Below are 6,187 nucleotides of genomic sequence, written 5' to 3' on the forward strand. Positions count from 1 at the left end.
TTTAATAAGTATAAAGAAAGCACAGCGCTATTTCTCCACTATGCTTTACATTAACTTTCTATTCTTATATTCATCCAATTTCCTCTCCGCGAACTTCCTCGCATCTTTTTCAATCCATCTATCTTCGTACACTTCACTTCCAACATACAATACTTCTCTCTTATGCTGCATCGCATGACGAAACTCATGCAGTAGTGTTTTGAGCACCTGCTCATACTCTTCCCACATACAAACAAAAATTAATTGTCTTTCTTTATGATAAAAACCACCTACTGGGAATAGGAATTCTTCTTCCTCTTCCCCTAATGATAGAAGCACATCGTTTGCATCACACGTATCACAAAAAATAACGGGCGTTTTACATGCTTCAATAAGAGAGAACAAATCCTCTCTCAGCTTTTTGACATCCCAATGAAGCTCCGAATCCAACACATACCAATTCTCTACCTGTTGATATACATTTTGAAACTGGAGTTCCATTTCTCTTTATTCCCCTTTCCAAGCACCCTTTTTCTATATGTATGCCACAATATGGTAAATATTAAACGTATTCTTTCATCCTTGAAAAAATGCCAATAAAAAAAGAACCTATGTCGACATAGATTCCTTTTCCGTAATCACTTTTTTTTCATCACTTTTTTTAATACAAAATAACCAATTGCACAAACAATAGCAGCAAGTGCAAAGTATTTCACATATGGCCCCGCAACTTTATTAATGCTTTCCCACTCTGTTCCTAATTTAAACCCTAAATATACAAACACAATTGACCACGGAATAACAGCTAATGTAGTTAGCGTAATAAACTTAGCATGTGACATTTTTGCAATACCCGCCGGTATCGAAATAGCATGACGCACAACCGGAATAAAACGTGCGGTAAAGATAACGCCAGTTCCGTAACGATTAAACCAATCTTCAGCATAATCAATATGTTTCTTCTGAATTAAAATATATTTTCCATATCGCTCAAGAACAGGTCTTCCTCCGTATCGACCGATCCAATAAATGAATAGTTGTGCAATTACACCACCAATTGTACCAAACGCGACAGCGCCCCAAAATGTAATGCTTCCTGTTGATACTAAATAACCTGCATAAGACAATACGATTTCACTTGGAATAACCTCTAGCATTAATCCAAGCATAATTCCCCAATAACCAAGTCCTTCTAAAAAAACTAAAACCGAATGAATCAACTCTCCTAACATCATTTACCTCTCTTTACTGTTTTCATTACAAAAATAAAAGTACAAGCAGGAAATATCTTGTACTTTATTTTTTAAAATTTAGTTAGTCTTCGTATCCCACTTAAAGATTTTATTTAAGAATTTATATACATTCTTCGACTCTTTTGTCAGAAGTGGGCCTAAAATGGATAGTATAAGCACGTATAGTGCTGAGAAGGGTTTCAGTACTGACATTAAACCACCGGCGATACCGATATTAGCCATAATGATGGAGAACTCTCCTCGTGAAACGATTGTTAATCCGATATTTGTTGATGCTTTATGAGATAACCCTGCTTGTCTTCCTGCAATCATTCCTGCTACAAAGTTGCCGATTATTGTAAGAAGGACAGCACCTAACGTTAACCATATCGCTCCTCCTAATGAGAACGGATCAATACTTAACCCGAAGCTGAAGAAGAAAATAGCTCCGAAAAAGTCTCTAAATGGAACAACAAGATGTTCAATTCGATCACTATGCTCTGTCTCAGAGAAAACTAATCCTAGAAGAAGTGCCCCAATCGCTTCTGCAACGTGAATTGTTTCTGAAAAACCAGCAATGAAGAATAACGAAGCAAATACTACAATAATAAAGATTTCATCTGAGCTAATATTGAGCAATTTATTTAATAACGGCGTAGCCTTTCTAGCTACTATAAAGAATAGAAGCATATATCCTAAAGCAATTCCAATTGAAGTAAGGGCGCCTAAGAAGGAAGCGTGATCCCCTAGTACTAAACCAGAAACAACTGATAAATATACAGCAAGGAATATATCTTCAAACATAATAATTCCTAAAATTAATTCGGTTTCATTATTACCAGTTCTTCTTAAGTCCACTAACACTTTAGCAACGATAGCGCTAGAAGAAATCGTAATAATACCCGCAATAATTAAGATTTCTAGTAATGGGAATCCCATTATAAATCCGTATAACAAACCAAGTGAAAAGTTAATTAAAATATAAATCGTTCCGCCAATCGCAATAGAGCGTCCAGATTTAATTAGTTTTTTCATTGAAAATTCTAATCCTAGATAGAATAGAAGGAATAGAACCCCAATCCGTCCAAGGAAGGAAATTACACTTGCACTTTCAATAAATTTGAGATCGATAACACCTATTGTCGGTGCATGCGGTCCTACTAACATTCCGAGAACAATTAGAAAAGGAATTACTGAGAATTTAAATTTTCCAGCAATTACCGCTGCAATTGCCACTAAAACTAAAGCTGTACCAACTTCAAAAATTAACGTATCCATCTAGTCAGTCCCCCCTATTTGAAAGTAATTCATTAATGATTTTTTTAATTTCTTCTCTCTCACCTGAAACTACAAGCATATCTCCTTCTTCAATTACTGTTTCTGGCCCTGGATTAAATAGCTTCTTCATGTTCTTCTTCATAACTGCGATTATCGTTACGCTATATGTTTTTCTTATTTCAAGATCGCCAATTGTTTTTCCGATTGCTGGAGCTGTATTCTCCACTTTGAACCACTCAATCGCTAAACCTTCAAAAACCATCTCAACATTTTCTAACGCCCTAGGCTTATATACCATTCCACCTAATATTGCTGCGATTTGCCTTGCCTCTGAGTCACGTAGTGAAATACTTGAGATGCTTTCTTCATGGTCTGAATCAAAATGATACATTTCTCTACGCCCATCATCATGAATGACAATTACCATCTTTTCGTTACCTTTCGTAACGATTTGAAACTTATAACCAATACCCGGAAGTTCACTTTCTCTAATATTCATTTTTAGCTCCTCCATAACTTATTTATTTTAATTTTCTGTTTTTCTGTCTTTTATTCATCCAATCAACTTTAGAAATTCTAACCACTCAGGATATTTGTGATTTGGAAATCTTTTATTGTAATAATAAGTTGCCCCTAAAAAGATACTTAAAGATGTAATGATAAAAAACATATTACTTCTCATTTTCAAACTCTCAAGGCTTACTTTCAATAAAGAATCTTCTTTCAAATTATCCCCACTTTCTCGCTTTAAATTTAGTTTTTTAAAATGTAAATAATTCTAAAAATATTACGATGTAACATAATCATAACACAAAATTGATTTAAGTAACATAATTTTTTAGAAAAATTGATTCTCGTATATTTTTTGCATATAATTTTCTTATTACGAAAAAAAGGAAGTGTATTATATGGTTGATATCTTTAGCAGATTCCTTGAGGTAACGAATAATATTTTATGGTCATATATTCTTATTGCAATGCTAATCGGCTTCGGTCTTTACTTCTCTTTTAAATTAAAATTTGTCCAAATTACTCATTTCAGTGAGATGGTCAGCTTAATTAGTAAAGGGTTTAATCGAAAAGAAAAAAAGAAAGATAGCATCTCTCCATTCCAAGCATTTTGCTTAAGTGCAGCAGCACGTATCGGTATCGGGAACTTAGCCGGTGTAGCACTAGCAATTTCAATGGGTGGACCTGGCGCAATATTTTGGATGTGGTTTATCGCAATTATCGGAGCAGCTACTAGTTTCGTAGAATGTACGCTCGCTCAAATTTATAAAGTAAAAGATGGTAGCAGGTTCCGTGGTGGGCCGGCATATTACATGGAAAAAGGATTAAACAAACGCTGGATGGGTGTTTGGTTCTCACTTCTTATTACAGTTGCGTACGGATTAATTTTCAATTCAGTACAAGCGAATACAGTAACAATAGCGTTTGAAAATGCTTTTGGACTAGAGCGAACAATCGTAGGAGCTCTATTAGCCTTATTAGTTGCAGTCATTATTTTTGGTGGTATTAAGAGCATTTCACGTATTACAGAAATGATTGTTCCGCCAATGGCAATCGTTTATATCGGCGTGGCTATTTTTGTCGTTATTAACAACTTCAATATGTTACCAAGCATTTTCATGGAAATCTTTAACGGTGCATTCGGTTTAGACCAAGCCATCGCTGGTGGTATTGGAGCAGCAATCAAGTTCGGAATTCAGCGCGGTTTATTCGCGACAGAAGCAGGTATGGGTAGCTCTCCTAACGCAGCAGCAACATCAGATGTATCTCACCCTGTAAAACAAGGACTTGTTCAAGCATTAGGTGTTTTCGTAGATACATTCTTAGTATGTACATCAACAGCATTTATCGTATTATGTTCTGGACTTTACAAAGGATCAAATTTAGAAGGTATCGAATTAACACAAAACGCTTTAAGTTCACAAATCGGACCGTGGGCAAGCACTTTCTTAGCGATTATTATTTTCCTATTCGCTTTCAGTTCTCTACTAGGAAACTACTATTATGGTGAAACAAATATTGCATTCATTAAAGAAAGCAAAACATGGTTAATGATTTATCGTGTTGCAGTTGTCGGAATGGTATTCTTCGGATCAATCGCTGCTCTTAAAACAGTTTGGAGTTTAGCTGATTTATTCATGGGACTAATGGTATTCACAAACTTAATTGCCATCTCATTCCTTAGCAAATTTGCTTACGCTGCATTAGTAGACTATTTGAAGCAAAAGAAACAAGGAAAAGATCCAGTTTTCGTTGCAAGCTCTATCCCTGGTTTACAGAATACAGAGTGCTGGGATGGACAGGATGTAGAAGAAAAACAGAAGGCTGTGTAATGATTAAAAGCGGATTCGGCTCGTTCAGAATCGCAGGACACTTCAAGCTCTCGACCTTGAAGCGCTTTTTGCTTCGAGCGAGAGAGCGAAATGACCGGAGATTCTAGCCGCTGGAGCTGGATAAATCTTAAAGCGGAGGTGACTTGCTCAGAACAGGAGGGCATTGGAGCTCCTGACGAAGAGGCGCTTTTTGCCTCACAGGAAGGCGCGAAATGACCGACTGTTCTAGTCACCGGAGCTGGATATTATATAAAAGCAGAAGCGGCTCATTTAGAACAAGAGCTATATATCAAACAAAATCCCTATTACCTCACCGTAATAGGGATTTTTATTTACAACAGTTCATAATTTGTTCAAATTAATTTCAGCAAAAGGGTTGTTTTATATCAATTACTAGATTATAATAATTATAAATTAGTAATTGATATAACATAACAACTCAAAAGGAGATTGATCATAATGAACAAACAAGTAATCGAGGTATTAAACAAACAAGTAGCAGACTGGAGCGTTTTATTCACAAAACTTCACAACTTCCATTGGTACGTAAAAGGGCCTCAATTCTTCACATTACACGAGAAATTCGAAGAACTTTACACAGAATCAGCTACTCACATCGATGAAATTGCAGAACGCATTTTAGCAATTGGCGGCAAACCAGTAGCAACAATGAAAGAATACTTAGAACTATCTTCTATTCAAGAAGCAGCATACGGAGAAACTGCAGAAGGGATGGTCGAAGCAATTATGAAAGACTACGAAATGATGCTAGTCGAACTGAAAAAAGGCATGGAAATCGCTCAAGATTCTGACGACGAAATGACATCTGACCTACTACTAGGCATCTACACAGAACTAGAAAAACACGCTTGGATGCTACGCGCGTTCTTGAATCAATAATAGATTTTAAAGCGGAGGTGACTTGCTCAGAACAAGAGGGCATTGGAGCTCCTGACGAAGAGGCGCTTTTTGCCTCACAGGAAGGCGCGAAATGACCGACTGTTCTAGTCACCGGAGCTGGATATCATTAAAAGCAGAAGCGGCTCGTTCAGAACAGGAGGGTGTTGGAACTCCTGATTACGAGGCGCTTTTTTCCTCAAATGAAGGAGTGAAACAACCGACTGTTCTAGCCGCTGGAGCTGGATATCATTAAAAGCAGAAGCGGCTCGCTCAGAATCGCAGGACATTGGAGCTCTCGACCTTGAAGCGCTTTTTGCTTCGAGCGAGAGAGCGAAATGACCGGAGATTCTAGCCGCTGGAGCTGGATATCGTTAAAAGCGGAAGTAGCTCTCTCAGAATGTGAGGGGGATGGAACTTTTTCCTGCGAGGCGCTCTTTGCCTCGCAGGAAAAAGCGA

General features: G+C 37.2%; 7 protein-coding genes. 3 read left to right on the plus strand and 4 right to left on the minus strand.

Going from position 1 to position 6,187, the window contains the following annotated elements; all coding sequences use genetic code 11:
• Window positions 1-45 precede the first annotated feature (45 nt).
• From MR167_RS20025 to MR167_RS20040, 4 genes are all read right to left on the minus strand, one after another.
• Entirely contained in the window at window positions 46-480 is a 435-nt protein-coding gene (locus tag MR167_RS20025; protein WP_000422792.1) for a DUF3920 family protein, read from the minus strand.
• A 137-nt stretch (window positions 481-617) separates the two neighbouring features.
• A complete protein-coding gene (uptA, locus tag MR167_RS20030) occupies window positions 618-1,211 on the minus strand; it encodes an undecaprenyl phosphate transporter UptA (protein WP_000900216.1) in 594 nt (197 codons plus the stop codon).
• A gap of 78 nt (window positions 1,212-1,289) precedes the next feature.
• A complete protein-coding gene (locus MR167_RS20035; protein ID WP_000380223.1) occupies window positions 1,290-2,489 on the minus strand; it encodes a cation:proton antiporter in 1,200 nt (399 codons plus the stop codon).
• Between the two features lie 4 nt (window positions 2,490-2,493).
• Window positions 2,494-2,988 carry a cation:proton antiporter regulatory subunit gene (locus MR167_RS20040; RefSeq protein WP_001026075.1) on the minus strand — a complete coding sequence of 165 codons (495 nt, stop codon included), beginning with the start codon at window positions 2,986-2,988 and terminating at the stop codon, window positions 2,494-2,496.
• Between the two features lie 409 nt (window positions 2,989-3,397).
• On the opposite strand from MR167_RS20040, the gene MR167_RS20045 reads away from it, so the two are divergent.
• From MR167_RS20045 to MR167_RS20055, 3 genes are all read left to right on the plus strand, one after another.
• Window positions 3,398-4,831: an alanine/glycine:cation symporter family protein gene (locus tag MR167_RS20045; protein ID WP_000227587.1), complete on the plus strand. Its 1,434-nt coding sequence runs from the start codon at window positions 3,398-3,400 to the stop codon at window positions 4,829-4,831.
• A gap of 459 nt (window positions 4,832-5,290) precedes the next feature.
• Window positions 5,291-5,731 carry a Dps family protein gene (locus MR167_RS20050; protein ID WP_001041895.1) on the plus strand — a complete coding sequence of 147 codons (441 nt, stop codon included), beginning with the start codon at window positions 5,291-5,293 and terminating at the stop codon, window positions 5,729-5,731.
• Window positions 5,732-5,822: 91 nt separating this feature from the next.
• The gene (locus MR167_RS20055; protein WP_016078146.1) at window positions 5,823-5,984 is read left to right on the plus strand and encodes a hypothetical protein; all 162 of its coding nucleotides are present in this window, start codon (window positions 5,823-5,825) and stop codon (window positions 5,982-5,984) included.
• Window positions 5,985-6,187: the final 203 nt, after the last annotated feature.

The sequence above is a fragment of the Bacillus cereus group sp. BfR-BA-01355 genome (assembly GCF_022663675.1).
GTDB lineage: Bacteria > Bacillota > Bacilli > Bacillales > Bacillaceae_G > Bacillus_A > Bacillus_A thuringiensis_S.

What these genes read in the sequence shown, in the direction of transcription:
- MR167_RS20025 (WP_000422792.1), bottom strand. Translation starts at nt 480, where the DNA reads ATGGAACTCCAGTTTCAAAATGTATATCAACAGGTAGAGAATTGGTAT.
- uptA (WP_000900216.1), bottom strand. Translation starts at nt 1,211, where the DNA reads ATGTTAGGAGAGTTGATTCATTCGGTTTTAGTTTTTTTAGAAGGACTT.
- MR167_RS20035 (WP_000380223.1), bottom strand. Translation starts at nt 2,489, where the DNA reads ATGGATACGTTAATTTTTGAAGTTGGTACAGCTTTAGTTTTAGTGGCA.
- MR167_RS20040 (WP_001026075.1), bottom strand. Translation starts at nt 2,988, where the DNA reads ATGAATATTAGAGAAAGTGAACTTCCGGGTATTGGTTATAAGTTTCAA.
- MR167_RS20045 (WP_000227587.1), top strand. Translation starts at nt 3,398, where the DNA reads ATGGTTGATATCTTTAGCAGATTCCTTGAGGTAACGAATAATATTTTA.
- MR167_RS20050 (WP_001041895.1), top strand. Translation starts at nt 5,291, where the DNA reads ATGAACAAACAAGTAATCGAGGTATTAAACAAACAAGTAGCAGACTGG.
- MR167_RS20055 (WP_016078146.1), top strand. Translation starts at nt 5,823, where the DNA reads ATGACCGACTGTTCTAGTCACCGGAGCTGGATATCATTAAAAGCAGAA.